The following is a 24,747-nucleotide window of genomic DNA, read 5'->3' as shown; positions in this document are numbered from 1 at the left end:
CATGCCTTTCGCCTTGCACGGCATCCCGGTCTCGCGCGGCGTCGCCATCGGCCGCGCGCACCTGCTTGCGCCCGCGGCGCTGGACGTGTCGCACTACCTGGTCGATGAAGAGCAGCTCGACGCCGAGGTGGAACGGCTGCGCGCCGCGCGCGCCGCGGTGCGGGCCGAACTGGCCGCGCTCAAGCGCGACCTGCCGCGCGACGCGCCCGAAGAAATGGGCGCCTTCCTCGACGTGCACGCGATGATCCTCGACGACGAGGCGCTGGCGCGCGAGCCCGAGGCGCTGATCCGGGGCCGGCGCTACAACGCCGAGTGGGCCCTGACCACGCGCCTCGAAGAGCTGATGCGCCAGTTCGACGAGATCGAGGACGAATACCTGCGCGAGCGCAAGGCCGACATCCAGCAGGTGGTGGAGCGCATCCTGAAGGCGCTGGCCGGCGCGCCGGTGCTGGTGCCGGCGCCGGTGCCCGCGCTGGCCGCCGACGGCGAGCCCGCGCCGGGCGTGATCGTGGTGGCCCACGATATCGCGCCCGCCGACATGCTGCAGTTCCGCCACACCGTGTTCCACGGCTTTGTCACCGACCTGGGCGGGCGCACCTCGCATACCGCCATCGTCGCGCGCAGCCTGGACATCCCGGCCGCGGTCGGTGTGCAGAGCGCGAGCGAGCTGATCCGCCAGGATGACTGGATCATCATCGACGGCGACGCCGGCCTGGTGATCGTCGACCCCACCGCCATCATCCTCGAGGAATACCGCCACCGGCAGAGCGAGCGCGTGCTGGAGAAGAAGCGCCTGCAGCGCCTTCGGCATACGCCGGCGGTGACGCTGGACGGGATCGAGATCGAGCTGCTGGCCAATATCGAGATGGCAGAGGATGCCGGCGCCGCGCTGGCCGCCGGCGCGGTCGGCGTCGGCCTGTTCCGCTCCGAGTTCCTGTTCATGAACCGGCGCGACGAGCTGCCGGGCGAGGAAGAGCAGTTCCAGGCGTACCGCGGCGCGGTCGATGCCATGCACGGGCTGCCGGTGACCATCCGCACCATCGATATCGGCGCCGACAAGCCGCTCGACGCCCGCGGGGACGGCCGCGCCGATGACTTCGAGACCGCGCTGAACCCGGCGCTGGGGCTGCGCGCGATCCGCTGGTCGCTGTCGGAGCCAGGCATGTTCCTGACCCAGCTGCGCGCGCTGCTGCGCGCGTCGGCCTTCGGCCCGGTGCGGCTGCTGGTGCCGATGCTGGCGCATGCCAGCGAGATCGACCAGACCCTGGCGCTGATCGCCAAGGCCAAGCGCCAGCTGGACGAGCGCGGCGAACCGTATGACCCCGGCCTGAAGGTCGGGGCCATGATCGAGATCCCGGCAGCGGTGCTGCTGCCGCCGCTGTTCCTGCGCAAGATGGATTTCCTGTCCATCGGCACCAACGACCTGATCCAGTACACGCTGGCGATCGACCGCGCCGACAACGCCGTGGCGCACCTGTTCGACCCGCTGCATCCGGCGGTGCTGCAGCTGGTGGCGCGCACCATCCGCGAAGCCAATCGCGCCGGCGTGCCGGTGGCGGTGTGCGGCGAGATGGCGGGCGACCCGTCGATGACGCGGCTGCTGCTGGGCATGGGACTGCGCGAATTCTCCATGCACCCCGCCCAGTTGCTGCGGGTCAAGCAGGAAATCCTGCACGCCAATTGCGAACGGCTGGAACCGCTGGTCGACCAGCTGCTGCAGGCCTACGACCCCGAGGAACAGGCCGCGGTGCTGCGGCAGATCGCACGACCCTGACGGCGTCAGGGTTTTCTGAGGCAAAAAGGCGGCTGGCGCGGCACTTCCTTAAGCAGAAAAGTGCCGCGCCAGCCGCCTTCTTTTTGCGTCCAGTGACGTCTTCCCGACCTTCCGTGATGTGGCTTAATGGGAATTGTTATCATTATTGATCTCTGATATTCTGACGTTCATTCGCAGGGACATGCCGGTGTCCCGCGCCCCAACGGAGGGACTTGTGTACGTCTGCATCTGCAACCAGATCACCGATCGTGAGATTCACGGTGCTGCGCACCTGGGCGTCGAAACCCTCGACGAACTGGCTGAAACGCTCGGCGTCGGCACGTGCTGCGGCCGTTGCCGCGAGTGCGCGCAGCAGGTGTTGCAGGAAGGCGTGGCCGCGGTACGCAATGTCACGGTGGCGACCCTCGCCAGCATCCAGGTTGTGGAGATTTCTTCCTGTTCCGCTTCGGGCCCATGTACCATAATGGACACTCGGGACCCGGCAGTCGCGAACGACCAGCGCAAGGCGCTGGTGGCCTGAACGCGCCCATGAACTGAAAGTTCAGTTCACGGCGCGTTTTTGCGCATTCCTTTTTTCTGACTGCACGGCGCCATTGGCGCCGTTTCGTATTTCTGCGCGGGCCCGATGCAACAGGAGCCGCCAATGAAAGGTGACAAGAAGGTCATCCAGCATCTGAACGCCCAGCTCAAGAACGAGCTGACCGCGATCAACCAGTATTTCCTGCACGCCCGCATGTATCGCCACTGGGGCCTGAAGAAGCTCGGCGACGTGGAGTACAAGGAATCGATCGGCGAGATGAAGCACGCCGACCGCCTGATCGACCGCATCCTGATGCTGGACGGCCTGCCCAACCTGCAGGACCTGCACAAGCTGCTGCTCGGCGAAGACACGCCCGAGATGCTCAAGTGCGACCTGAAGCTGGAACAGACCGCGCACACCACCGTCAAGGAAGGCATCGCCTATTGCGAATCGGTCGGCGATTACGTCAGCCGCGAAATTCTGGTCGATATCCTCACCGATACCGAGGAACATATCGAATACCTGGAAACGCAGCTGGACCTGATCGACAAGGTCGGGCTGCAGAATTACCTGCAGTCGCAGATGGAGCCGGGCGAGCAATAAGCCGCCGTCTTCGGCGCGGCCGCTCCGACGGGGCGGCCCGCCCCAGCGCGCGGCGCCGATCGGTGCCGCCTGGTTGCTCGCCTGCAGGCAGTAACCCTTCTCATTCCAATTCCTCTCTTCATCCAGGCGTTGCCGGCGGGGCCAAGGCTCCTGACCCGCCGGCGCGCCGCGCGGAGCCCACGCCCATGACCAGTCCCATCCGCCTGACGCAGTACAGCCACGGTGCCGGCTGCGGCTGCAAGATTTCCCCCAAGGTGCTCGACGTGATCCTGGCCGGCAGCGGCGCGCAGCACCTGGACCCGCGCCTGTGGGTCGGCAATGCCTCGCGCGATGATGCGGCGGTGTATGCGCTGGATGGCGCCGACGGGCAGCGCGGCGTGGTTTCGACCACCGATTTCTTCATGCCCATCGTCGACGATCCGTTCGACTTCGGCCGCATCGCCGCGACCAATGCGATCAGCGACATCTACGCCATGGGCGGCGACCCGCTGATGGCCATCGCCATCCTGGGCTGGCCGGTCAACGTGCTGCCGCCCGAGGTGGCGCGCGAAGTGGTGGCGGGCGGGCGCCGCGCCTGCGACGACGCCGGCATTCCGCTGGCGGGCGGTCATTCGATCGACGCGCCCGAGCCCATCTTCGGCCTGGCGGTGACGGGGCTGGTCGAGCGCGCGCACATGAAGCGCAACGACACCGCCACGCCCGGCTGCCGGCTCTACCTGACCAAGCCGCTCGGCATCGGCGTGCTGACCACGGCGGAAAAGAAGGGGCTGCTGCGCGCCGACAACCGCCATCTGGCGCGCGACTGGATGTGCGTGCTCAACAAGCCCGGCGCCGCCTTCGGGCGCTTGCCCGGCGTGCGCGCGATGACCGACGTCACCGGTTTCGGCTTGCTGGGCCACCTGGTTGAAATGGCCGAGGGCAGCGGCCTGACCGCGCGCATAGACTATGCCGCGGTGCCGGTGCTGGATGACGTGGCCGACTACATCGGCCAGGGCTGCGTGCCGGGCGGCACCCAGCGCAACTTCGACAGCTACGGCCACCGCATCGCGCCGCTTACCGAGGCGCAACGCGCGCTGCTGTGCGATCCCCAGACCAGCGGCGGCCTGCTGGTCGCGGTCGAGCCTGCCGGCGAAGCCGCGTTCCTGGCCGAATGCCAGCGCCTGGGGCTTTCGCTCGCCCCGATCGGCGAGATGGTGGCCCGCGCCGCGCTGGCCGTAGAGATCCGCTGATGCGCCCGTTGATGCGTCCAGATACCGCCGACTTCCGCAAACTGTTCCTCAGTGGCGTCGCCATGCTAGACGTGCGCGCGCCGCTGGAGTTCGCGCGCGGGGCCTTCCCCGGCGCGGTCAACCTGCCGCTGATGGACGATGCCGAGCGCCACGAGGTCGGCCTGTGCTATGCGCAGAAGGGCCAGCAGGCAGCGATCGAACTCGGCCACCAACTGGTGGCCGGTCAGCGCAAGGCGGCGCGCATCGCCGCCTGGGCGGAGTTTGCGCGCGCCCATCCGGACGGCTACCTGTATTGCTTCCGCGGCGGGCTGCGCTCGCAGCTGGTGCAGCAGTGGCTGCGCGAGGCAGGTGTCGACTATCCGCGCGTGACCGGCGGCTACAAGGCCATGCGCGGCTTCCTGATCGAAACCATCGATACCGCGGCGGCAGCGCAGCCGTGGTTCGTGGTGGGCGGGCTGACCGGCAGCGGCAAGACCGACGTGCTGGCCGACGTGCCCGCGTCGATCGACCTGGAAGGCCATGCGCGCCACCGCGGCTCCGCCTTCGGCCGCCGCGCGCTGCCGCAGCCGCCGCAGATCGACTTCGAGAACGCCCTGGCCATCGACGTGCTGCGTCATCTCGACGCCGGCTGGCGCGCGCTGGTGGTGGAAGACGAAGGCCGCTTCATCGGCAGCCGCGACGTGCCGCAGGCGCTGTCGCAGCGCATGCAGGCCAGTCCGCTGGTATGGCTGGAAGCGCCGTTCGACGCCCGCGTCGAACGCGTGCTGCGCGACTACGTGCAGGGGCTGGCGGCGGAATTCATCGACACGAAGGGCAGCGCCGAAGGCTTCGGCGCCTACGCCACGCGCCTGCGCGAAGCCATGGCCGCGATCGCGCCGCGGCTGGGCGGCGCGCGCTACGGCAAGCTGTCGGCGCTGCTGGACCAGGCGCTGGCGTGCCAGGCCGAATCCGGCGAGGTAGCGCTGCATCGCGGCTGGATCGAAGTGCTGCTGCGCGATTACTACGACCCCATGTATGACTTCCAGCGCGCCCAGCGCGAGGCGCGCATCGTCTTCCGCGGCGACCGCGATGCCGTGACGGACTGGCTGCTGGCGCACACGGCGCGGCAAGGGGAATAGGGAGATCCGGGGCTGCAAGCGAGTGCGGCTGGCCGGCAAGACCGGCACCGCCACTCATCGGGGTGTGGATCAGCCCGCCGGGCTCAGTGCCCGCCGCACACCGGGCAATCCGGCGTGCGCGCCAGCCGCATGGTGGTCCATTCCATCGACAGCGCATTGACCATCAGCAGCCGGCCGGCGAGGCTGTCGCCCACATTGGCAAGCAGCTTGAGGGCCTCGGCTGCCTGCACGGTGCCGACCATGCCGACCAGTGGCGCGAACACACCCATGGTGGCGCAGGCGACTTCCGGCGCGGGTTCGGCCGGCGGGAACAGGCAGGCGTAGCAGGGCGCGTCGGGCTGGCGGCGGTCGAATACGCTGATCTGGCCGTCGAAGCGCAGCGCGGCGCCGGAGACCAGCGGCACCTTGTGGCGCACGCAGGCGCGGTTGACGGCCTGGCGCGTGGCGAAGTTGTCGCAGCAGTCCAGCACCACGCTGGCCGACGCCACCAGCTGGTCCAGTTCGGCATCGCCCACGCGCGCCGGCACGGTGACGATGTCCAGGCCAGGGTTGATGCGCAGCATGCCTTCGCGGGCGGAGTCGACCTTGGGCCGGCCCACGTTGGCGGTGGTGTGGATAATCTGACGCTGCAGGTTGGTCAGGTCGACCTCGTCGTTGTCGACCACGGTGATGCGGCCGACGCCGGCCGAGGCCAGGAATGGCAGGGCGGCGGCGCCGAGGCCGCCGGCGCCGATCACCACCGCGTGGCCGGCCAGCAGGCGCCGCTGGCCTTCGATGCCCAGCTCGTCGAGCAGGATGTGGCGCGAATAGCGCAGCAGTTGTTCGTCGTCGAGGCCGTCGGACGGGTCGTCCTGCGGGCCTGCGTGAATCGCGTCGCTCATGCCGGCAGCCTCAATGAAAGGCGTCTGGAGTTTACGGTGCCTTGCCGGTCGGCGTGCCCAGCGGCTCGCCGATCGGCGCGCTGGCCGGCGGCTGCTTGCCGGGGGCCGGTGCCGCCGGCTTGGCGGCCGGTGCGCTGGCGCCCCTGGCGCCGCTCTTGCCCGAAGGCTTCGCCGCCTTGCCGTTGTCGGCGGGCGGGTTCGTTTCGAGCTTGGACTTGGAGCGCTTGACCGGCTGGCCGTTGAGCTGGGCGATGGCCTGCTGCAGCATGAAGTCGTCGGCCGAGCCGAATTCCACCGGCTTCTTGCGGCGCTCTTTCTCGCGCTCTTCCGGGGTCTTCTTGGCGTTCTCTTCTTCCAGGCGGCGCAGTTCCTCGACGCGGCGCTGCTCGCGCTCGGTCATTTCCGGTTCTTCCGATTCCTGCTTGTTGTGCAGGTGGCGCTCGGTATCGATCTCGCGCGTGATCAGCGCGTCGTCCGGATCGCCTTCCGGGTTCTGATCGACCGGGATATCCGGGCGGATGCCCTTGGCCTGGATCGACTTGCCGCTCGGCGTGTAGTAGTACGCAATGGTCAGCTTGATGCCGGTGTCGTTGGTGAGCGGGCGCACGGTCTGCACCGAGCCCTTGCCAAAGGTGGTCTTGCCCATGATCTGCGCGCGGTGGTGGTCCTGCAGCGCGCCGGCCACGATCTCGGACGCCGAGGCCGAGTAGGCGTTGGTCAGCACCACCATCGGGATCTTCTTGTACAGCGCGGGCAGGTCCTTGAGCGGATCATCTTCCAGCGACGACAGGCGGTAGTTGTTGTACGTAGCCTTGTACACGCGCTTGGCGTCGGGCACCTGGCCGTTGGTCGACACCACCGTGGCATCTTCCGGCAGGAACGCCGCGGCCACGCCGACCGCGCCCTGCAGCACGCCGCCGCCGTTGTTGCGCAGGTCCAGCACCAGGCCCTTCATGTTGGGGTTCTTCTGCGCCAGCTCGGTCAGCTTGCGGGACAGGTCGGAGATGGTGCGTTCCTGGAAGCTGGTCAGGCGGATCCAGCCGATATTGTTGTCCAGCATCTTGGCCTTGACCGACTGCACGCGGATCTCGGCGCGTGTGATCGAGACCGGGAAGGTGCGTTCCTCGCTCTTGCGATAGATCGTCAGCGTGACCTTGGTGCCGGGCTCGCCGCGCATGCGCTTGACCGCCTGCTCCAGCGGCAGGCCGCGCACGGGCTTGTCGTCGATACGGGTGATCAGGTCGCCGGGCTGGATGCCGGCGCGGAAGGCGGGCGTGTCCTCGATCGGGTTGATCACCTTGACCAGCCCTTCTTCCTGCGAGATCTCGATGCCCAGGCCGGCAAAGCGCCCGCGCGTGCCTTCCTGCAGCTCCTTGAAATCCTTCTCGTCGAGGTAGGACGAATGCGGGTCGAGGCTGGCGACCATGCCCTTGATGGCTTCGGTCAGCAGCTTCTTGTCATCGACCGGCTCCACATACTCGCGCTTGATCTGCCCGAAGATATCGGCCATCAGCCGCAACTGGTCCAGCGGCAGGGGCCCCGATGAATTCTGCGCGGTCGCCGAAATCTGCAGCGTGGCGAGCACGCCGGCGACGAGGCCGACAGAAACTAGGCTGATGTTCTTGAGCGTCTTGCGCATGAGGGCTGCCTGAACTTGTACGCGAAGTACGGGTGTACGGTATGGGGATTATGCCGGCTGCGGCCGCCCGGCGCCGGGCGGTTTGTCCGACAGTATAAGTGCGAGTGGAGAAATGGACCTGTCCCGTCCCGGCTCAGGGTGGGCGGCCGCACATCCGTGCGCGGCCGCCCGGGCGGATCTCAGCGCGCCTTGCCCTGGCTGGCCACGGCCGCGAGCGACGCGGCGATGGCTTCCTGGTCACCCAGGTAATAATGGCGCAGGGGGCGCAGGTCGGCGTCCAGCTCGTAGACGAGGGGGGTGCCGTTGGGGATATTGAGGCCGACGATGTCGTCATCCGAAATCTGGTCCAGGTATTTCACCAGCGCGCGGATGCTGTTGCCATGGGCGGCAATGACCACGCGCTTGCCGGATTGGATGTCGGGGGCGATGGATTCGTTCCACAACGGCATCACGCGGGCCACGGTGTCCTTCAGGCACTCGGTCAGCGGGATTTCGTTGCGCGGCACATTGGCGTAGCGGGGATCGTCGTACGAGGCGCGCGGATCGGTCGGCTCCAGCGCCGGCGGCGGCGTGTCGTAGCTGCGGCGCCAGACCAGCACCTGTTCGTCGCCGAACTTGGCCGCGGTCTCGGCCTTGTTCAGGCCTGCCAGCGCGCCGTAGTGGCGCTCGTTCAGGCGCCATTCGTTGCGCACCGGAATCCACATCAGGTCCATTTCATCCTGCACATGCCACAGCGTGCGGATGGCGCGCTTGAGCACCGAGGTGTAGGCCACGTCGAAGCCCATGCCAGCCTCCTTGAGCAGCTTGCCGGCCTGGCGCGCCTGGGCGGCGCCGGTTTCGGTCAGGTCGACATCGACCCAGCCGGTGAAGCGGTTTTCGAGGTTCCACGTGGATTCGCCGTGGCGGATGAGGACAAGCTTGTACATGCTGCTGCTTCCAGAGAGTAGGTAACCTGCATGCGTCCGCGCCGTCACCTGGAGGGGCCGTAAGAAGGGCCAGGACGGGATTCGGTAAACATCCCATGTCTCGGACAGGCGACAATGGCGGATGGCCGTGCAACGGCAGGGCCTGGACGCCAAACCGCGTATTTTATAATGCCGCCGACCCAACCTACCGGAAAGCCAACGTGAATTTCTTCGCCGACTACAACAACCTCGCCCTGATCGCCCTCGCCGTGGTGTCGGGCGGCCTGCTGGCCTGGCCCGCGATCTCGCGCAGCGCGGGCGGCAAGTCGGTCAATACGGCCATCGCGACCCAGATGATCAACAAGCGTGGCGCGGTCGTGGTCGACATCCGCGAGCCCGCGGAGTACGCCAAGGGCCACCTGCCGCAGGCCAAGAGCGCGCCGCTGGCCGACCTGCCCTCGCGCGCGGCCGGGCTTGCAAAGGACAAGGCTGCCCCAATCATCGTGGTATGCCAGACCGGCCAGCGCTCGGGCAAGGCCCAGGCAGCGCTGAAGGAAGCCGGTTACAGTGAGATCTACGCGCTCGAGGGCGGCATTGCCGCCTGGCAGCAGGCCGGCCTGCCGCTGGTGAAGTAAGCGCGGCAACCTGTCGTAACCGTCACGGCGTTTCCCGGCCAGGCCAGGGCGCGCCCACTGCCATTCAAGGAGAACCCACATGGCCCGCGTCGTCATGTACAGCACCGTGGTGTGCCCGTATTGCGTCATGGCTGAACGCCTGCTCAAGTCCCGCGGCGTGGAAACGATCGAGAAGATCCTGATCGACCGCGAACCGGGCAAGCGTGAAGAGATGATGAGTCGCACCGGCCGCCGCACCGTGCCGCAGATCTACATCGACGACACCCACGTGGGCGGCTTCGACGACCTCTCGGCGCTCGACCGCCAGGGCGGCCTGGTGCCGCTGCTGGCCGCCTGAGGCAGCGCATTGGGACGGCCCCTGCGCAGAATCGTCTGATTTCGCGCGGGCTGGTCCCGCCATCCCCTCCGGCGCGGGTGAATTCGCCACTCGCGTCATGTACCATATGCGTTTTCCAACCGGGCACCGGCCGGCCCTGCACGATGCAGGCGTTGCCGTCGCCGTACCCGACACGCATCCAGCCCATCCTCCCGGAAGCCTTTCATGAGCGACCAGCAAAACACCCAGCAGGACGATCAACCTTTCTTCAACATCCAGCGCGTCTACCTGAAGGACATGTCGCTGGAGCAGCCCAATTCGCCGGCCATCTTCCTGGAATCGGAAGCCCCGTCGGTCGAAGTGCAGGTCAACGTCGGCGCTTCGCAGCTGCAGGAAGGCATCTTCGAAGTGGTGGTGACCGGCACCGTGACGACCAAGGTGCAGGACAAGGTAGCCTTCCTGGTTGAGGCGCACCAGGCCGGTATCTTCGATATCCGCAACGTGCCGGTCGAGCAGCTGGACCCGCTGCTGGGCATTGCCTGCCCCACCATCCTCTACCCGTACCTGCGCGGCAATATCGCCGACGTGATCACGCGCGCCGGCTTCCAGGCCATCCACCTGTCGGAAATCAACTTCCAGGCGCTGTACGAGCAACGCCTGCAGGCCGCCATGGAAGAGGCCCAAGGTGGTGCCGAAGGCGGCAACAGCGGCATCGTCATGCCCGACGGCAGCCAGGCTCGCCACTGATCCCGGCGTTCTGCGCCATCCACTGAAACGGGGCTGCGGCCCCGTTTTGCCTTTGGGCTACCATCGTTGGCGCAAGCGGCTAAAGCGCTTGCGCCAACTACTGTTCGAGCTGCCATGAAACTGACCTTCCTGGGTGCCGGGGCGTGGGGCACCGCCCTCGCCAGCCATGCCGCGGCCACCAATGACGTGGTGTTGTGGGGACGCGACCCGGCGCAGCTCGCGGCGCTCGCGGCCACGCGCGAGAATGCTGCCTACCTGCCCGGCGTGACACTGTCCGAACGGCTGGCGGTGCAGGCGGATTTCGAGCAGGCGGTGGCGCACGCCGCCGACGATGCGGACGGCATCGTGGTGGTGGCGACGCCGGTGGCGGGCCTGCGCGAGATGACGCGCCGGCTGGCCGCGCGCAGCGCGAAGCCGGTGTCGATGCTGTGGCTGTGCAAGGGCTTCGAGGCCGGCACCCACCTGCTGCCGCACCAGATGGTGCGGGCCGAGCTCGATGCCGTCGGGCGCACCGAGGGCTTTGTCTATGGCGTGCTGACCGGCCCCAGCTTCGCCCGCGAGGTGGCGCTGGGGCTGCCGTGCGCGCTGACCGTGGCCGGCACCGAGCCCTCGCTGGCGGACCGCGCGCAGGCGGCTTTCCACCATCACGCCATGCGTATTTATGGCAGCGACGACCTGACCGGCGTGGAAGTCGGCGGGGCAGTCAAGAACGTGCTGGCGATTGCCACCGGCGCCAGCGACGGGCTGGGCCTGGGGCTGAACGCGCGCGCCGCGCTGGTCACGCGCGGGCTGGCCGAGATGACGCGCCTGGGGCTGGCGCTGGGCGGCCGGGTCGAGACCTTCATGGGCCTGGCCGGCGTGGGCGACCTGATCCTGACCGCCACCGGCGACCTGTCGCGCAACCGCAAGGTGGGCCAGCAACTGGCGGCGGGGCAGAGCCTGGAGCAGATCCTGGCCGGGCTGGGGCACGTTGCCGAAGGTGTGCGCTGTGCCCAGGCGGTGGCCGAGCTGGCCGCCACGCACGGCATCGAGATGCCGATCGCGCGCGCCGTCTGCGCGGTGCTGTTCGACGGGCTCAGCGCCGCCGACGCGGTGGCGCAGCTGCTGCAACGCGACGCGCGCGACGAATGACAGGCCGCGTATCCACTGATTCCTGAGCTTCTGCATCGCATGTCAACACGACGCCAGGCGCTGATCGCGCTCGCTGCCGCCTGCGCCGCCGGGGCCTCCGGCAGCGCTTTCGCCCAACCCTGGCCGGCGCGGCCGCTGCGCATGGTGGTGCCGTTCCCGCCGGGCTCGTCGCCCGACCTGATCGCGCGCATCCTGACCGAAAAGCTGGCCGCCGCGCTGGGCCAGCCGGTGGTGGTGGAAAACCGCCCGGGCGCCGGCGGCAACATCGGCACCGGCATGGTCGCGCGCGCCGCGCCGGACGGCTACACGCTGCTGTTCACCATCAACGGTCCGCTCGTGACCGCGCCCACGCTGTCGCGCAACCTCAACTACGACCCGTTCCGCCAGCTGGCGCCGGTCACGCTGGTGGCGACCTCGCCCAATGTGCTGGTGGTCGATGCAAGGCTGCCGGTGCACAACCTGCGCGAGTTCGTCGCGCTGGCGCGGTCCCGGGCGGGTGAGCTGAATTATGGCTCGCCCGGCAACGGCAGCGCCTCGCACCTGGCGATGGAGCAGCTGAAAGCGATGGCGGGCGTCGACCTGCAGCACGTGCCGTATCCCGGCTTCCCGCAGGTCACCACGGCGATGGTCGGCGGGCAGGTGCAGGCGGCCTTCATGGTGCCGGCGATCGCGATGCCGCAGGTCAACGCCGGCAAGCTGCGCGTGCTGGCGGTGACCACCACGGGGCGCACCGCGGTGCTGCCGTCGGTGCCTACGGTGGCGGAATCCGGCTACCCCGGCTTCGAGGCGATTTCCTGGCAGGCCGTGCTGGCGCCCGCGGGCACGCCGCAGGCGGTGATCGACCGGCTCTATCGCGAACTGGTGGCAATCATCGGTAGCGCCGACGTGCGCGACAAGATGCGCGCGCAGTATTTCGTGCCGGCCGGCACCGCGCCGGCATCGCTGCGGCAGACCATGGCGAGCGAGAAGGCGCGCTGGGACAAGGTAATCCGCGCAGCCGGCGTGCAGCCGGAGTAAGCCGCCGCGGCAGCTTCAGCTGCCGCCCGCGAAGCCGTTCTGCCGCCAGGCTTCGAACACCACCACGGCAACCGTATTGGACAGATTCAGGCTGCGGTTGTCCGGCCGCATCGGCAGCCGGATGCGCTGCGCGGGCGGGAACCACTCGCGGCGCTCGGGCGACAGTCCGCGCGTCTCGGAGCCGAACACGAACCAGTCGCCCGGCCGGAACGCCACCTGGCCGAACGGGGTGGAGCCGCGCGTGGTCAGGGCGAACATGCGCGTCGGGTCGGGTTGTTCGCTGGCCATCAGCGCATCCCAGCTGTCGTGCACGCGCATGGTGGCGTACTCGTGGTAATCCAGTCCCGCGCGGCGCATGCGTGCGTCTTCCAGCGGAAATCCCAGGGGTTTGACCAGATGCAGCTGCGCGCCGGTGTTGGCACACAGGCGGATCACATTGCCAGTGTTGGGCGGGATTTCCGGTTCGACCAGGACGACGTTGAACATGATGCGGGCGATGGCGGGCGATGGCGGGCGCTGGGGCGCCCTTCGTCAGAACGGTGCGCAGCTTACCGCGCGCCTGTGCCCCTGTCATCCCGCCCGCTATGGCGTGCGCAGCGCGACGATCACGCTGACCCGGGCCGCGCCCCGCGCCTTGAGCGCGGCGGCGGCCTCGTGCAGGGTCGCGCCGGAAGTCATCACATCGTCCACCAGCGCCACGTGCAGGCCGTCGAGCCGCGTGGCGCGCGTGGGCGCGAACGCACCGCGCAGGTTCACCTGCCGCGCGGCGAGGTCCAGCGCGCGCTGGCTGCCGGTGTCGCGCTGGCGTTGCAGCAGCACCGGGTCGGCGCGCAGGCCCAGGCGGCGCGCCAGCGGCCGCGCGATTTCCCAGGCCTGGTTGAAGCCGCGCGCGGCCAGCCGTTGCGGCGACAGCGGCACCGGCACGATCAGGTCGGGTGCGGCATGCCGGACCGCGGCCCAGGCCCCGGGCAAGCCCTCCGCCAGCCTGGCGGCGAGCCACGCCGCCAGCGGCAGGGCGTGGCCGAACTTGAGCGCCAGCACCAGCTGGTCCTGCGGCGAGGCGTAGTCGCCCAGCGTATGGGCATGGTCGAAGGCGCGCGGCGAGGCGCCGCAGGCCGGGCAGTGGAAATGCCGCCCCAGCGCCAGCGCGCACACCGGGCAGCGCCGCACCGGGCGCAGCAGGTCGGCGGCGCAGGGCGCGCACACCACCTGCCGCTGCACCGTCCCGCACAGCGCGCAGGCGCTCGGCAACAACTGTTCGCGCGCACTGGACCAGGCGCGGCCGGCAGCGCCGGCAGCCTGCGCGGCGCGCGCGTATACTTGCCGTCCGGTCGCGGCCCATCGGGCGCGGCGGCCTTGTTCGTCCGGCGCCTTGGGCAGAGCCCGCCCGCGCGCCGGTTCCTGTTTTCCTTGCTGCCCTGTCTGCCCGTGTCCCTGCATGCCGCCGATTCTCCCGATGCCTTCCTGCCGCCCGCGCGCCTGACCCGGCTCGCCTTCGACCGGCGCAGCCGCGGCTTCGGCCAGCTCGATTTCCTGCTGGGCGAGATCGGGCGCCGCATGCAGGAGCGCATGGAGGTGATCCGCCTGGCGCCGCAGCGTGCGCTCGATATCGGCTGCGGCCACGGCCAGGGCCTGGCCGGGCTGCGCGCACGCTTTCCGGATGCGCAGATCGCCGGCCTGGACATCTCCGGCGCGATGCTGGCCGAGGCCGGCCAGCGCGATCCGCAGCGCCGGCCCGGCTGGATCGGCCGCATGCTGGGCAAGCGGCCGCTGTTCGACCTGGTCCAGGGCGATCTTGCCACACTGCCTTTTGCGCCCGCGAGCTTCGACCTGCTGTGGTCCAACCTGGCCCTGCACTGGCATCCGGAGCCGCACCGCGTGTTCCCGGAGTGGCACCGGGTGGCGCGCGACGAGGGGCTGGTGCTGTTCTCGCTGTTCGGCCCCGACTCCCTGAAGGAGCTGCGCGCGGCCTTCGCCGAGGTCGACGACGTGCCCCATACGTTGCGCTTTGTCGACATGCACGACATCGGCGACATGCTGGTGCACAGCGGCTGGTCGACCCCGGTGATGGACATGGAGACCCTGACCGTGACCTACGAGTCGCCCGCCACGCTGCTGCGCGAGGTGCAGGCCTTCGGCGGCCTGCGCGCGCCGGCCGGGGCGCCGCCGCAGGGCCTGCGCGGCCGCGGCTGGTACCAGGCGCTGACGCAGGCGCTGGAGCGGCGGCGCAACGCCGAGGGCGTGATCCCGCTGAGCTTCGAGATCGTCTACGGCCATGCCTGGAAGCTGGCGCCGCGCGGCGCGCAGGCGCGTGACGGCGAGGGCCGCGCGGTGGTGCCGCTGGACCAGATCGGCCGTGCAAAACCGCGTCGCGCAGGTTAAAACTGAGTTAACTTGCGCCGGTGGCGGATTGCCGCAAACATAGAGCCGGCGCGGCGGGCAGGGCGATGGCAGCATTACGGCCCATGCACAGAATCAGGCGGCGCGCAAGCCTTGTGGTCAAGGCGCGCCCTTGTCCGTGTATGGGAAGCGCCCTATAATGCGCCAGTTTGTCGCAGTGGTCCCCTGGCACAAGAACGTCCTGGTTTGCACGCACTGTGCGGTCCGGACGCCATCGTCCCGGGTGTGCATCCGATGCAGAGTGGTTGGCGATGCAAGACTTGGGTATCGCATTCCAGACGGCAGGTGGTGACTCCGGCGGAAATCTCGACGGACCTTCCTCCTCGCCCCACGACTGGCTGATGAAGCGGAATTGCTCGCTGAGTCCACGCCAGGTCGGCTGGTTTTACCTCTCGATCCTCACGGTTTCGCTTGCCATCGCGTTGTTTTTCGCCTGGCAAGGGTCGTGGCTCGTGCTGCCCTTTGCCAGCATCGAGCTGATCGGGCTGGGCATCGCCCTGCTTGTGTATGCGCGCCATGCGACGGACTATGAGCGCGTCAGCATCACCGACGGCACGCTGGTCGTGGAGACAGCCAGCGCCGGACGGGTGACGCGCCAGGAATTCAATCCGTGCTGGGTGCGGATCGAACTGGGTGAATCGTTCCGCGCGCTGGTGACACTGCGCTCGGGCAGGCGTGCGGTACAGGTGGGGTGTTACGTGGACCCGTACCGGCGACGCAAGTTCGCGCAGGAGCTCGCAGCGGCCTTGCGCCGCCTCTGAGAGGCGGCACAAGCGGCGGCGGGGACAGATTTGAATCTGTAAATTGGGTAGATAACAAATGAAAATGTGGAAGAAGGCATCCGCAGTTTGTCTGGCCGGCGCGTCCCTGCTTGCCAGCCAGGCGGCATCCGCGGTCAGCGACATGCCGGGCGGCCCCGCCGTGCGCCAGCTCAACCTGACCGAGCCGGTTACCAAGATCGCCGAACAGATTCACTGGCTGAACTGGATGATGCTGATCATCTGCACGGTGATCTTCATCGCGGTGTTCGCGGTGATGTTTTATTCCATCTTCACGCACCGCAAGGCCAAGGGCGCCAAGCCCGCCTCCTTCCACGAGAGCATCACCGTCGAGGTGGTGTGGACCATCGTCCCGTTCCTGATCGTGATCGCGATGGCCCTGCCGGCCACCAAGACCGTGGTCGCGATGAAGGACACCACCAACTCCGACGTCACCATCAAGGCCACCGGCTACCAGTGGAAGTGGGGCTATGACTACCTGAAGGGCGAAGGCGAGGGCATCTCCTTCGTCTCGACCCTGACCACTCCGCGCGAGCAGATCAACAACGAGCAGGCCAAGTCGAACACCTACCTGATGGAGGTGGACAACGAGCTGGTCGTGCCGGTCAACAAGAAGATCCGCATCGTCACCACCGCCAACGACGTGATCCACGCCTGGATGATCCCGGCCTTCGGCGTCAAGCAGGATGCGATCCCGGGCTTCGTGCGCGACACCTGGTTCAAGGCCGAGAAGATCGGCGTGTACCGCGGCCAGTGCGCCGAGCTGTGCGGCAAGGAACACGCCTTCATGCCGATCGTGGTGCGCGTGGTCTCCGACGCCGACTACACCAAGTGGGTCGACGGCAAGAAGAAGGAGCTGGCGGCCAAGGCCGACGATCCCAACAAGACCTGGACCCTGGACGAAGCCAAGGTGCGCGGCGAGAAGATCTACGCGGCCAACTGCGCGGTCTGCCACCAGCCCAACGGCAAGGGCGGCGGCGCGTTCCCGGCGCTGGACGGCTCCAAGATCGTGACCGGCCCGAAGGCCGGCCAGATGCACATGCTGCTGGAAGGCAAGGGCGGCATGCCGTCGTGGAAGCAGCTGTCGGACACCGAGCTGGCCACGGTCATGACCTATACGCGCAACGCCTGGGGCAACAAGACGGGTGAAGTGATCCAGCCGAGCGAATTCGTGGGCGCCCGCGCGGGCAAGTTCCCCGAAGGCGGCGGCGCGGCCGGCGGCGAAGCGCCGAAGGCCGAGGCCAAGCCGGCCGCTCAGGCTGACAAGCAGGCCAGCCTCGCGGGCAACCGCGTCGCGGGCTGACCCGCTGAAGACAGAACAGGATTAGAGGAGCATTTGCGATGAGTACTGCTACCCCGGACGCACTCGCCCATCCGCACGATCACGCGCATGACGACCACGCGCACGATCACCCGCATGGCTGGCGCCGCTGGCTGTTCGCCACCAACCACAAGGACATCGGTACGCTGTACCTGCTGTTCTCGTTCATCATGCTGCTGTCGGGCGGCGTGCTGGCACTGCTGATCCGCCTGGAACTGTTCGAGCCCGGCCTGCAGTTCTTCCGCCCCGAGCTGTTCAACCAGTTCACCACCATGCACGGCCTGGTGATGGTGTTCGGCGCGATCATGCCGGCCTTCGTCGGCTTCGCCAACTGGATGATCCCGCTGCAGATCGGCGCCTCCGACATGGCGTTCGCGCGCATGAACAACTTCAGCTTCTGGCTGATGCCGCCGGCCGCGCTGCTGCTGGCCGGCTCGTTCTTCGTGCCGGGCGGCGCCACCGCCGCGGGCTGGACCCTGTACGCGCCGCTGTCGGTGCAGATGGGCCCGGGCATGGACATGGCCATCTTCGCCATGCACATCATGGGCGCGTCGTCGATCATGGGCTCGATCAACATCATCGTGACCATCCTCAACATGCGCGCCCCCGGCATGACGCTGATGAAGATGCCGATGTTCTGCTGGACCTGGCTGATCACCGCCTACCTGCTGATCGCCGTGATGCCGGTGCTGGCCGGCGCCATCACCATGGTGCTGACCGATCGCCACTTCGGCACGAGCTTCTTCTCGGCCGCCGGCGGCGGCGACCCGGTGATGTACCAGCATATCTTCTGGTTCTTCGGCCACCCCGAGGTCTACATCATGATCCTGCCGGCATTCGGGATCATCTCGCACGTGGTGCCGGCGTTCGCGCGCAAGCGCCTGTTCGGCTACAGCTCGATGGTGTATGCCACCGCGTCGATCGCCATCCTGTCGTTCATCGTGTGGGCGCACCACATGTTCACCACCGGCATGCCGGTGACCGGCCAGCTGTTCTTCATGTACGCGACCATGCTGATCGCGGTGCCGACGGCCGTGAAGATCTTCAACTGGATCGCCACCATGTGGCGCGGCTCGATGACCTTCGAGACCCCGATGCTGTTCGCGATCGGCTTTATCTTCGTGTTCACCATCGGCGGCTTCACCGGCCTGATGCCGGCCGTGGCCCCGATCGACATCCAGCTGCAGGACACCTACTTCATCGTCGCGCACTTCCACTATGTGCTGGTGGCCGGCTCGCTGTTCGCGCTGTTCGCGGGCTTCTACTACTGGGGTCCGAAGTGGAGCGGGTTCATGTACAACGAGGCTCGCGGCCAGATCCACTTCTGGGGTTCGCTGATCTTCTTCAACGTGACCTTCTTCCCGATGCACTTCCTGGGCCTGGCCGGCATGCCGCGCCGCTATGCCGACTACCCGACCCAGTTCGCCGACTTCAACGCGATCGCGTCGATCGGTGCGCTCGGCTTCGGCCTGATGCAGGTGTATTTCTTCTTCTTCGTGGTGCTGCCGTCGTACCGCGGCGGCCAGCAGGCCTCGGACAAGCCCTGGGATGGCGCCGAGGGCCTGGAGTGGACCGTGCCGTCGCCGGCGCCGTTCCACACCTTTGAAGTTCCCCCGCAGGTCCGCTAAGGCGGTACCCGCGTAACCAGGCCGCGGAGGGGCGACAGCGTTCGTCCCTCCGCGCCGGCAGGTATCAAGACCGTTATGCAGTCTCCAGACAAAAGCCCGTCACGCCCGGACCACAAGGCCGCCAACCGGCGCCTTGGCCTGATCCTGTTGTCGATCGTGGTGGTTTTCTTTCTGGGGTTCTTCGCCAAGATGAAATTCCTTGGCTGAGGCGGCAGGGTAGCGAGATGAGCATCGAGCAGCAGTCGCGAAGGGAAGCGGACAAGGAAGCGGACAAGCGGTTCAACCGCGGCATGATGCTGCGGCTGGTCGTGATCGTTGCCGTGATGTTCGGCTTTGGCTACGCGCTGGTGCCGCTGTACAAGAAGATCTGTGAAATCACCGGCCTCAACGTGATCACCACGCGCGAACTGCATGGCACGGTGAAAAACACGCAGATCGACAAGAGCCGCACCATCACGGTGGAGTTCGACTCCAACGCGCGCGGGCCCTTCGCCTTCCGGCCGGTGAAGAACAGCATGGAAGTGCATCCCGGCGAGATGGCGACGATCGTCTACGAGGTGGCCAACGGGCAGCCGCGCGAGATCTCGGCGCAGGCCATCCCGAGCTACGCGCCCAAGCAGGCGACCCAGTATTTCATGAAGCTGGAGTGCTTCTGCTTCAAGCAGCAGACGCTCAAGGCGAACGAGGCGCGCGAGATGCCGGTGGTGTTCGTGATCGATCCCGCGCTGCCCAAGGATGTGAAGAGCATTACGCTGTCGTACACCTTCTTCGAGGTGGGCGCGCCGGTGGCGCAGGCGCCCGAAGGCCAGCTGGCGCCGCAGCCCGCACCGGCCGGCAAGGGCATCTGAAGCGAGCGGCCGGGGCCGGTCAAGCGGAGGACGGGCGATGGATGAGATGAAGGACGCGGTCAAGCGCAAGCTGTCGTTTGCGCAGACCATGCGCGCGGTGCTGTGGTCGTTCATCGGCTTGCGCAAGGGCGCGGAGCACGAACGCGACATGGCCCGGCTGAACCCGGTGCATGTGGTGATCGCCGGGCTGATCGCGGCGGCGGTGTTCATCGCGGTCCTGGTCGTGATCGTGCGCATGGTGGTCAGCCAGGCGGCGGCGTAGCAGGGCAGGAAGGGTAGACAACAAAAGCAGTCGCAGAACAAAGCAACCGCGGCGGCGGGGCCAACCAGAGGAGGCGGTTGGCCTGCAGTGCCAAGGCGGGGACAACGAATACTGAATCAAAGACTCTGAGCTGGAGATAAAAGAATGAGTGCGAATCGCGCAAACGCTCCGTACTACTTCGTACCGGGCCCGTCGCGCCACCCCATCACCGCAAGCTTCGGCCTGCTGATGACGGGCGCCGGCGCCGCCGGTTGGGTAAACGGGCAGCCCTGGGCGCCGTACCTGTGCGGCTTCGGCCTGCTGTGGTTCCTGTTCGTGCTCAAGAGCTGGTTTGGCGACGCCATCAGCGAGTCCGAAGGCGGCATGTACGGCAAGAACATCGACCTGTCGTTCCGCTGGTCGATGGGCTGGTTCATCTTCTCCGAGGTGATGTTCTTCGCCGCGTTCTTCGGCGCGCTGTTCTATGCCCGCGCCATCGCCATGCCGTGGCTCGGCGACCTGAACAACAAGATCCTGTGGCCCGACTTTGCCGCGGTATGGCCCAACACCGGCCCGGCCGGCGTGGTGGAAAACTTCCAGACCATGGGCCCGTGGCCGATTCCGACCATCAACACCGCGCTGCTGCTGATGTCGGGCGTGACGCTGACGTGGGCGCACCACGCGCTGCTGGCCGGCAAGCGCAGCCAGCTGATCCAGGGCCTGTCGCTGACCATCCTGCTGGGCGCGATCTTCATGGGCTTCCAGGTGTACGAGTACATGCACGCCTACTCGGACCTGAACCTGAAGCTGAGCTCGGGCATCTACGGCTCGACCTTCTTCCTGCTGACTGGCTTCCACGGTTTCCATGTGACCATGGGCGCGATCATGCTGGCGGTGGTGCTGATCCGCGTGCTGAAGGGCCACTTCACCCCCGAGCACCACTTCGCCTTCGAAGGCGCGGCCTGGTACTGGCACTTCGTTGACGTGGTGTGGCTGTTCCTCTACATCGTGGTGTACTGGCTGTAAATCCGGCTGCCGTACCGGCCGGCGGGCCCCGGGACTGACCGGGACCGCCGGCGCCAACGCAAAAGAGAAACGCCGCAGGGGCCTGGCCAGCCTGCGGCGTTTGTCTTTTGCGGGCTGCGGTCGGAGCCGGCGCGGCGCGCCCGTTCAAGGCGCCATGCGGATGCCAGTGCTGTGGATCCAGCCCATCCAGCTCGAGAACAGGATGAACAGGAACAGCGCCACCGAGAAGCCCACGCGCAGCATCAGCGAGCGCATCATGTTGGGCGTCTTGCCGCGGTCGCGCATCATGAAGAACAGGGCCGAGGCCAGGCTGGCGATGATCAGGATGAAGGCGATGATGATGACAAAGCGCATGGCGGGGCGGATTGGGGGCAGGCGCGGCGCGACGTGCGGCGCACAGGGCCATTATCGCACCGGCACCCGCTGCGCAGTGCCGCCGCGGCGATGAGCTGGCGCCGCTTCGCCAGCCCCTTGCCGCTGGCCGCCGCAATGGTCGTGATCGCGGTGACCTGCGCGCTGGGCCACTGGCAGCTCGATCGCGCGCATGAGAAGGAAGCTCGCGCCGCGCGGCTGCAGGCGCTCGGCGCGCAGCCGCCCGTCATGCTCGGCACGGCGCCGCTGTCACAAGTTGTGACCGATCGCGTGGTGCGCGTGACCGGTCGCTTCGACGCATCGCGCACCGTATTGCTGGATAATCGCCCCCACGGCACCGGCGGCCGCAGCGGCGACAGCCGCGCCGGCTTCCTGGTGGTGACGCCGCTGGTGATCGGCGCGGCGCCCGATGAGGCCGGCGCTCAACGCGCGGTGCTGGTGCTGCGCGGCTGGCTGCCGCGCGATGCACAGGACCGCACCCGGATCGCGCCGTTCCCGACGCCCGAGGGCGAGGTGACCATCACCGGCACGGCACTGGCCGGTGTGCCGCGGGTCTATAGCCTGGGCCAGGAGGCGGCCGGCAGCCGGATCCGCCAGAACCTCGAGATCGCGCCGTATGCCGCCGAAACCGGGCTGGCCCTGCACCCGCTGGTGATCGAGCAGCGCAGCGATAGCGGCGACGGCCTGGCGCGCGACTGGCTGCCAGCCGACGTCGGCGCCGAGCGCCACTATGGCTATGCCTTCCAGTGGTTCGGGCTGGCCGCGCTGACGGTGGTGCTGGTGGTTGTGCTGGGCTGGCGCCGCGCACGGCGGCTGGCCGCACCCTGATCGAATGAATTGACCGCCCTTGCGCCGCGTACCGGTGCATGGGCTTGCCGAACAAAGGACAGACGTACTCCATGGCACAGCAAGACTCCGCTCCGGCCGCCGCGGCTTCGCCGCGCGACCCCCGCATCGACGCGCGCACGCGCCGTGGCCGCCTGCAGATGCTGATGCTGCTGCTGGTATGCGCGTCGCCGGTGATTGCCTCGTACTTTACCTACTACGTGATCAAGCCGCGCGGCGGCGCCACCAACTACGGCGCGCTGGTCGACCCGCAGCGGCCGATGCCGCCGGTGCGCGTCACCGACGAGCAGGGCCAGGCCGTGCCGCTGGAGCAGTTCCGCGGCAAGTGGCTGCTGGTCAGCGCCGATCCGTCGGCCTGCGACGAGGCCTGCGCGAAGAAGCTGTTCACCATCCGCCAGATCCGCGCCGGGCAGGGGCAGGACCGCCTGCGCATCGTGCCGGTGTGGCTGGTGACCGACGACGGCAAGATCGACGAACGCCTGGTCTCTGCCTACAACGAGCCCTACGCGGGCGTGCGCTTCCTGCGTATCGACCGCCAGGCCGCGCAGCAGTGGTTGCCGGCCGAGCCGGGCAAGCGCGCCGAGGACACGCTGTTCCTGGTCGACCCGCTGGGCAACCTGATGATGCGCTTCCCGCAGGACCCGGATCCCAAGAAAATGAGCGGCGACCTGAAGAAGCTGCTCAAGGTCTCGCGCATCGGCTGAGGGGACGGCATGCTGCTGCAACTGGCCATTATCGGCGTCCTGATCGCGCTGTTTCCGCTGTCCTACGTGATGGTGAAGGGTGACCGCAACAAGTACCGCAAGCTTGCCTGGATCACGGCGTTCCTGACGCTGGACCTGATCATGTTCGGCAGCTTCACGCGGCTGACCGACTCCGGGCTGGGTTGCCCGGACTGGCCGGGCTGCTACGGGCATTCCAACCCGCATGCCGCCATGGAGCCGATCCGCGCGGCCGAGACCGCCATGCCCAGCGGACCGGTGACGCTGGCCAAGGCATGGATCGAGATGATCCACCGCTACTTCGCCATGGCCGTCGGCGTGCTGATCATCACGCTGATGGTGCTGGCGTGGGTCAAGCGGCGCGAACTGAAGCAGTCGCCGTGGTTCGCCACCGGGGTGCTGCTGCTGGTGTGCGTGCAGGGCGCCTTCGGCGCCTTCACCGTGACCCTGAAGCTGCAGCCCATCATCGTCGTCACGCACCTGATGCTCGGCATGGCGCTGCTGGCGGTGCTGATCCAGCTGGGCTCGCGCAACGACCCGCCGCACCCGGTCGCGCCGCAGGCGGCGCGTCTGCGCTGGCCGGTGCGCATCGGCCTGCTGCTGCTGGTGATCCAGATCTTCCTGGGCGGCTGGGTCAGCACCAATTACGCGGTGCTGGCCTGCACCGACTTCCCGCTGTGCAATGGCCAGCTGGTGCCGGAGATGGACTTCCGCCATGGCTTTACGCTGTGGCGCCAGCTGGGCATGACCGCGGACGGCGACTACATCCCGCACGCGGCGCTGGTGGCGATCCACTGGGTGCATCGCGGCTTTGCCGTGATCGTGCTGGGCTACCTGGCATGGTTCGCCCTGCGTGCGCGCCGGCTCGAAGGGCTCAGCCGCGCCGCCGGCTGGCTGCTGGCGACGCTGGTGCTGCAACTGGCCACCGGGATGTCGAATATCGTGTTCGACTGGCCGCTGGTGGCGGCGGTCGCGCATAACGGCGGCGCCGCGGTGCTGCTGCTGCTGCTGGTCCGTCTCCACTACAATATCGGGCTGACGACCCGGGCCGCCGGCGCCCCCGCTGCCGTGCCGACTGCCGCCCGCGCCACATGAAAGACAAGACCCCTTCCGTGGTTACCGCTACCCATCCCCATTCCCTGGGCAGGTTGAGCCGCATACGGCACCTGGCCCGGCAATATGCCGCCCTGACCAAGCCGCGCGTGACGCAGCTGGCCGTGTTCTGCGCCATCATCGGCATGTTCCTCGCCACGCCCGGCATGGTGCCTTGGTCGGTGCTGATCGGCGGCGCCGCCGGCATCTGGCTGCTGGCCGGCGCGGCCTTCGCCATCAATTGCCTGGTCGAGCAGAAGATCGATGCACTGATGCGCCGCACCGCCTGGCGCCCGTCCGCCACCGGCGAGATCACCACGCGGCAGACGCTGGTGTTCTCCGCCATCCTGGGCGGCGCGGGCATGTGGCTGCTGCACGTCTACGCCAACGACCTGACCATGTGGCTGACCTTTGCCACCTTCCTGGGTTATGCGGTGGTCTACACCATCCTGCTCAAGCCGGCCACGCCGCAGAACATCGTCATCGGCGGCCTGTCCGGGGCGATGCCGCCGGCGCTGGGCTGGGCCGCGGTGGCGGGCGAGGTGCCGGCCGAGGCCTGGTTCCTGGTGCTGATCATCTTCACCTGGACCCCGCCGCACTTCTGGGCGCTGGCGCTGTACCGCCGCGCCGACTACGCCAAGTCCGGGCTGCCGATGCTGCCGGTGACGCACGGCGAGCGCTACACGCTGCTGCATATCCTGCTGTACACGCTGATCATGATCGCGGCGACGCTGCTGCCCTTTGTCTACGGCATGAGCGGCTACATCTACCTGGCGGCCGCGCTGGCGCTTGGGGCGGGCTTCCTCGCCTATGCCTGGAAGCTGTACCGGAACTATTCGGACGAACTGGCGCAGCGCACCTTCCGCTTCTCGATCCTGTACCTGTCGCTGCTGTTCGCGGCGCTGCTGGTCGACCACTACTTCAAGTTCGTGCCGCAGGTCTGACCTGCTCTTTTCG

The 24,747-nt window shown here is 67.8% G+C and carries 28 protein-coding genes; 22 read left to right on the top strand and 6 right to left on the bottom strand.

Going from position 1 to position 24,747, the window contains the following annotated elements:
* The first annotated feature begins 1 nt into the window (after window position 1).
* The 5 genes from ptsP (at window position 2) to mnmH (ending at window position 5,244) form a co-directional block, all read left to right on the top strand.
* Entirely contained in the window at window positions 2–1,774 is a 1,773-nt protein-coding gene (gene ptsP / locus U9J39_RS10840) for a phosphoenolpyruvate--protein phosphotransferase (protein WP_326347027.1), read from the top strand.
* 214 nt (window positions 1,775–1,988) lie between these two features.
* Window positions 1,989–2,294, top strand: a complete 306-nt coding sequence (locus tag U9J39_RS10835) for a (2Fe-2S)-binding protein (RefSeq protein ID WP_026164535.1) — start codon at window positions 1,989–1,991, stop codon at window positions 2,292–2,294.
* A 123-nt stretch (window positions 2,295–2,417) separates the two neighbouring features.
* Window positions 2,418–2,897, top strand: a complete 480-nt coding sequence (bfr, locus tag U9J39_RS10830) for a bacterioferritin (protein WP_012351604.1) — start codon at window positions 2,418–2,420, stop codon at window positions 2,895–2,897.
* Window positions 2,898–3,082: 185 nt separating this feature from the next.
* Window positions 3,083–4,126: a selenide, water dikinase SelD gene (selD, locus tag U9J39_RS10825; protein WP_115707988.1), complete on the top strand. Its 1,044-nt coding sequence runs from the start codon at window positions 3,083–3,085 to the stop codon at window positions 4,124–4,126.
* Window positions 4,127–4,137: 11 nt separating this feature from the next.
* Window positions 4,138–5,244, top strand: coding sequence for a tRNA 2-selenouridine(34) synthase MnmH (gene mnmH / locus U9J39_RS10820; RefSeq protein WP_326347026.1), 1,107 nt, complete (start codon window positions 4,138–4,140; stop codon window positions 5,242–5,244).
* Between the two features lie 83 nt (window positions 5,245–5,327).
* Here mnmH and U9J39_RS10815 read toward each other — a convergent pair whose 3' ends face one another.
* The 3 genes from U9J39_RS10815 to gpmA form a co-directional block, all read right to left on the bottom strand.
* A complete protein-coding gene (locus tag U9J39_RS10815) occupies window positions 5,328–6,125 on the bottom strand; it encodes a HesA/MoeB/ThiF family protein (protein WP_115705679.1) in 798 nt (265 codons plus the stop codon).
* 31 nt (window positions 6,126–6,156) lie between these two features.
* Complete coding sequence (locus U9J39_RS10810) at window positions 6,157–7,764, bottom strand: S41 family peptidase (RefSeq protein ID WP_326347025.1); 1,608 nt, start codon at window positions 7,762–7,764, stop codon at window positions 6,157–6,159.
* 179 nt (window positions 7,765–7,943) lie between these two features.
* Entirely contained in the window at window positions 7,944–8,690 is a 747-nt protein-coding gene (gene gpmA / locus U9J39_RS10805; protein ID WP_115679271.1) for a 2,3-diphosphoglycerate-dependent phosphoglycerate mutase, read from the bottom strand.
* A 200-nt stretch (window positions 8,691–8,890) separates the two neighbouring features.
* Here gpmA and U9J39_RS10800 point away from each other — a divergent pair, with 200 nt between their 5' ends.
* The 5 genes from U9J39_RS10800 (at window position 8,891) to U9J39_RS10780 (ending at window position 12,515) form a co-directional block, all read left to right on the top strand.
* Window positions 8,891–9,304: a rhodanese-like domain-containing protein gene (locus U9J39_RS10800; protein ID WP_326347024.1), complete on the top strand. Its 414-nt coding sequence runs from the start codon at window positions 8,891–8,893 to the stop codon at window positions 9,302–9,304.
* A 79-nt stretch (window positions 9,305–9,383) separates the two neighbouring features.
* A complete protein-coding gene (gene grxC, locus U9J39_RS10795) occupies window positions 9,384–9,641 on the top strand; it encodes a glutaredoxin 3 (RefSeq protein ID WP_012351615.1) in 258 nt (85 codons plus the stop codon).
* 204 nt (window positions 9,642–9,845) lie between these two features.
* A complete protein-coding gene (gene secB, locus U9J39_RS10790) occupies window positions 9,846–10,367 on the top strand; it encodes a protein-export chaperone SecB (RefSeq protein ID WP_062796574.1) in 522 nt (173 codons plus the stop codon).
* A gap of 114 nt (window positions 10,368–10,481) precedes the next feature.
* A complete protein-coding gene (locus U9J39_RS10785) occupies window positions 10,482–11,498 on the top strand; it encodes an NAD(P)H-dependent glycerol-3-phosphate dehydrogenase (RefSeq protein WP_326347023.1) in 1,017 nt (338 codons plus the stop codon).
* 39 nt (window positions 11,499–11,537) lie between these two features.
* Window positions 11,538–12,515: a Bug family tripartite tricarboxylate transporter substrate binding protein gene (locus U9J39_RS10780; RefSeq protein ID WP_115679274.1), complete on the top strand. Its 978-nt coding sequence runs from the start codon at window positions 11,538–11,540 to the stop codon at window positions 12,513–12,515.
* Between the two features lie 15 nt (window positions 12,516–12,530).
* Here the strand turns inward: U9J39_RS10780 and trmL are convergent, their stop codons facing one another.
* Both trmL and U9J39_RS10770 read right to left on the bottom strand, forming a co-directional pair.
* Window positions 12,531–13,001, bottom strand: a complete 471-nt coding sequence (trmL, locus tag U9J39_RS10775) for a tRNA (uridine(34)/cytosine(34)/5-carboxymethylaminomethyluridine(34)-2'-O)-methyltransferase TrmL (protein ID WP_115708000.1) — start codon at window positions 12,999–13,001, stop codon at window positions 12,531–12,533.
* A gap of 96 nt (window positions 13,002–13,097) precedes the next feature.
* A complete protein-coding gene (locus U9J39_RS10770; RefSeq protein ID WP_240987644.1) occupies window positions 13,098–13,955 on the bottom strand; it encodes a ComF family protein in 858 nt (285 codons plus the stop codon).
* Between U9J39_RS10770 and U9J39_RS10765 the strand changes: the two genes are divergently transcribed.
* The 8 genes from U9J39_RS10765 to U9J39_RS10730 all read left to right on the top strand — a co-directional run bounded on the left by U9J39_RS10765 (window position 13,944) and on the right by U9J39_RS10730 (window position 20,758).
* On the top strand, window positions 13,944–14,897 hold the full coding sequence (locus tag U9J39_RS10765) for a methyltransferase domain-containing protein (protein ID WP_172581716.1): 954 nt from the start codon (window positions 13,944–13,946) through the stop codon (window positions 14,895–14,897). The two genes, U9J39_RS10770 and U9J39_RS10765, sit on opposite strands and share 12 nt — an antisense overlap.
* Before the next feature lie 269 nt (window positions 14,898–15,166).
* Window positions 15,167–15,676, top strand: a complete 510-nt coding sequence (locus U9J39_RS10760; RefSeq protein ID WP_018008670.1) for a DUF2244 domain-containing protein — start codon at window positions 15,167–15,169, stop codon at window positions 15,674–15,676.
* Between the two features lie 58 nt (window positions 15,677–15,734).
* Window positions 15,735–16,997 (top strand): cytochrome c oxidase subunit II, encoded by a 1,263-nt coding sequence (coxB, locus tag U9J39_RS10755; protein WP_115708004.1) that lies wholly within the window; start codon window positions 15,735–15,737, stop codon window positions 16,995–16,997.
* Window positions 16,998–17,035: 38 nt separating this feature from the next.
* Entirely contained in the window at window positions 17,036–18,643 is a 1,608-nt protein-coding gene (ctaD, locus tag U9J39_RS10750) for a cytochrome c oxidase subunit I (RefSeq protein ID WP_018008672.1), read from the top strand.
* Window positions 18,644–18,718: 75 nt separating this feature from the next.
* Window positions 18,719–18,850: a cytochrome oxidase small assembly protein gene (locus U9J39_RS10745; protein WP_217449847.1), complete on the top strand. Its 132-nt coding sequence runs from the start codon at window positions 18,719–18,721 to the stop codon at window positions 18,848–18,850.
* Between the two features lie 17 nt (window positions 18,851–18,867).
* Window positions 18,868–19,491, top strand: coding sequence for a cytochrome c oxidase assembly protein (locus U9J39_RS10740; RefSeq protein ID WP_116312098.1), 624 nt, complete (start codon window positions 18,868–18,870; stop codon window positions 19,489–19,491).
* Window positions 19,492–19,528: 37 nt separating this feature from the next.
* Window positions 19,529–19,753 carry a DUF2970 domain-containing protein gene (locus tag U9J39_RS10735; RefSeq protein ID WP_062796590.1) on the top strand — a complete coding sequence of 75 codons (225 nt, stop codon included), beginning with the start codon at window positions 19,529–19,531 and terminating at the stop codon, window positions 19,751–19,753.
* Between the two features lie 144 nt (window positions 19,754–19,897).
* On the top strand, window positions 19,898–20,758 hold the full coding sequence (locus U9J39_RS10730) for a cytochrome c oxidase subunit 3 (RefSeq protein ID WP_115705699.1): 861 nt from the start codon (window positions 19,898–19,900) through the stop codon (window positions 20,756–20,758).
* Between the two features lie 144 nt (window positions 20,759–20,902).
* Here U9J39_RS10730 and U9J39_RS10725 read toward each other — a convergent pair whose 3' ends face one another.
* Window positions 20,903–21,112, bottom strand: coding sequence for a twin transmembrane helix small protein (locus U9J39_RS10725; protein ID WP_012351630.1), 210 nt, complete (start codon window positions 21,110–21,112; stop codon window positions 20,903–20,905).
* A gap of 90 nt (window positions 21,113–21,202) precedes the next feature.
* On the opposite strand from U9J39_RS10725, the gene U9J39_RS10720 reads away from it, so the two are divergent.
* From U9J39_RS10720 to cyoE, 4 genes are all read left to right on the top strand, one after another.
* Window positions 21,203–21,958: an SURF1 family protein gene (locus U9J39_RS10720; RefSeq protein ID WP_116312099.1), complete on the top strand. Its 756-nt coding sequence runs from the start codon at window positions 21,203–21,205 to the stop codon at window positions 21,956–21,958.
* A 71-nt stretch (window positions 21,959–22,029) separates the two neighbouring features.
* Window positions 22,030–22,680: an SCO family protein gene (locus tag U9J39_RS10715; RefSeq protein WP_116313223.1), complete on the top strand. Its 651-nt coding sequence runs from the start codon at window positions 22,030–22,032 to the stop codon at window positions 22,678–22,680.
* Between the two features lie 9 nt (window positions 22,681–22,689).
* Window positions 22,690–23,793: a COX15/CtaA family protein gene (locus U9J39_RS10710; protein WP_115679284.1), complete on the top strand. Its 1,104-nt coding sequence runs from the start codon at window positions 22,690–22,692 to the stop codon at window positions 23,791–23,793.
* A complete protein-coding gene (gene cyoE / locus U9J39_RS10705; protein ID WP_115708012.1) occupies window positions 23,790–24,734 on the top strand; it encodes a heme o synthase in 945 nt (314 codons plus the stop codon). Before U9J39_RS10710 ends, cyoE begins: the two co-directional genes overlap by 4 nt.
* The last annotated feature ends 13 nt before the right edge of the window (window positions 24,735–24,747 follow it).

The organism is Cupriavidus sp. SS-3 (assembly GCF_035818815.1).
GTDB classification, from domain to species: Bacteria; Pseudomonadota; Gammaproteobacteria; order Burkholderiales; family Burkholderiaceae; genus Cupriavidus; species Cupriavidus taiwanensis_C.
This window is presented reverse-complemented; position numbering and strand designations above follow the sequence as displayed.

Coding starts and splice junctions, on each gene's coding strand:
- U9J39_RS10730 (WP_115705699.1), top strand. CDS start 19,898: ATGAGTGCGAATCGCGCAAACGCTCCGTACTACTTCGTACCGGGCCCG.
- coxB (WP_115708004.1), top strand. CDS start 15,735: ATGAAAATGTGGAAGAAGGCATCCGCAGTTTGTCTGGCCGGCGCGTCC.
- U9J39_RS10710 (WP_115679284.1), top strand. CDS start 22,690: ATGCTGCTGCAACTGGCCATTATCGGCGTCCTGATCGCGCTGTTTCCG.
- grxC (WP_012351615.1), top strand. CDS start 9,384: ATGGCCCGCGTCGTCATGTACAGCACCGTGGTGTGCCCGTATTGCGTC.
- secB (WP_062796574.1), top strand. CDS start 9,846: ATGAGCGACCAGCAAAACACCCAGCAGGACGATCAACCTTTCTTCAAC.
- U9J39_RS10740 (WP_116312098.1), top strand. CDS start 18,868: ATGAGCATCGAGCAGCAGTCGCGAAGGGAAGCGGACAAGGAAGCGGAC.
- U9J39_RS10780 (WP_115679274.1), top strand. CDS start 11,538: ATGTCAACACGACGCCAGGCGCTGATCGCGCTCGCTGCCGCCTGCGCC.
- gpmA (WP_115679271.1), bottom strand. CDS start 8,690: ATGTACAAGCTTGTCCTCATCCGCCACGGCGAATCCACGTGGAACCTC.
- cyoE (WP_115708012.1), top strand. CDS start 23,790: ATGAAAGACAAGACCCCTTCCGTGGTTACCGCTACCCATCCCCATTCC.
- U9J39_RS10725 (WP_012351630.1), bottom strand. CDS start 21,112: ATGCGCTTTGTCATCATCATCGCCTTCATCCTGATCATCGCCAGCCTG.
- U9J39_RS10810 (WP_326347025.1), bottom strand. CDS start 7,764: ATGCGCAAGACGCTCAAGAACATCAGCCTAGTTTCTGTCGGCCTCGTC.
- bfr (WP_012351604.1), top strand. CDS start 2,418: ATGAAAGGTGACAAGAAGGTCATCCAGCATCTGAACGCCCAGCTCAAG.
- mnmH (WP_326347026.1), top strand. CDS start 4,138: ATGCGTCCAGATACCGCCGACTTCCGCAAACTGTTCCTCAGTGGCGTC.
- selD (WP_115707988.1), top strand. CDS start 3,083: ATGACCAGTCCCATCCGCCTGACGCAGTACAGCCACGGTGCCGGCTGC.
- ctaD (WP_018008672.1), top strand. CDS start 17,036: ATGAGTACTGCTACCCCGGACGCACTCGCCCATCCGCACGATCACGCG.
- trmL (WP_115708000.1), bottom strand. CDS start 13,001: ATGTTCAACGTCGTCCTGGTCGAACCGGAAATCCCGCCCAACACTGGC.
- ptsP (WP_326347027.1), top strand. CDS start 2: ATGCCTTTCGCCTTGCACGGCATCCCGGTCTCGCGCGGCGTCGCCATC.
- U9J39_RS10770 (WP_240987644.1), bottom strand. CDS start 13,955: ATGCAGGGACACGGGCAGACAGGGCAGCAAGGAAAACAGGAACCGGCG.
- U9J39_RS10785 (WP_326347023.1), top strand. CDS start 10,482: ATGAAACTGACCTTCCTGGGTGCCGGGGCGTGGGGCACCGCCCTCGCC.
- U9J39_RS10815 (WP_115705679.1), bottom strand. CDS start 6,125: ATGAGCGACGCGATTCACGCAGGCCCGCAGGACGACCCGTCCGACGGC.
- U9J39_RS10735 (WP_062796590.1), top strand. CDS start 19,529: ATGGATGAGATGAAGGACGCGGTCAAGCGCAAGCTGTCGTTTGCGCAG.
- U9J39_RS10745 (WP_217449847.1), top strand. CDS start 18,719: ATGCAGTCTCCAGACAAAAGCCCGTCACGCCCGGACCACAAGGCCGCC.
- U9J39_RS10760 (WP_018008670.1), top strand. CDS start 15,167: ATGCAAGACTTGGGTATCGCATTCCAGACGGCAGGTGGTGACTCCGGC.
- U9J39_RS10715 (WP_116313223.1), top strand. CDS start 22,030: ATGGCACAGCAAGACTCCGCTCCGGCCGCCGCGGCTTCGCCGCGCGAC.
- U9J39_RS10720 (WP_116312099.1), top strand. CDS start 21,203: ATGAGCTGGCGCCGCTTCGCCAGCCCCTTGCCGCTGGCCGCCGCAATG.